Raw genomic sequence first — 289 nt, 5'->3', positions numbered from 1 at the left:
TCCCCCTCCCCCTCTCCCTCTCCCGATCGCGCCCGCTCCGAAGGCCCCCGGCTCGGCCTGCGGGAGCGCAAGAAGATCAAGACCCGGGAGGCGATCCGCGGGGCGACGTACGCCCTGATCGAGGAGCAGGGGTACGACGCCACGACGATCGACCAGATCGCCGACCGGGCGGAGGTGTCGCCGTCGACGGTCTTCCGGTACTTCCCCACCAAGGAGGACATCGTCCTCACCGACGAGTTCGACGCGGTCATGCTGGAGGAGATCAGACGACGGCCCGCCGAGGAGCCCT

1 protein-coding gene is annotated in these 289 nt (G+C 69.6%); it reads left to right on the top strand.

The genetic code is table 11. The annotated features are described in order from the left end of the window. Window positions 1–57: 57 nt before the first annotated feature. Window positions 58–289 (top strand): TetR/AcrR family transcriptional regulator (locus tag CCN72_RS40430; RefSeq protein WP_425276138.1); only part of this gene is annotated, 232 nt, incomplete at its 3' end.

Source organism: Streptomyces murinus, from assembly GCF_002154555.1.
In the GTDB taxonomy this organism is placed as follows: Bacteria; Actinomycetota; Actinomycetes; order Streptomycetales; family Streptomycetaceae; genus Streptomyces; species Streptomyces murinus.
Note: the sequence above shows the minus strand (reverse complement) of the source record. Positions and strands in the feature narration are given on the sequence as shown.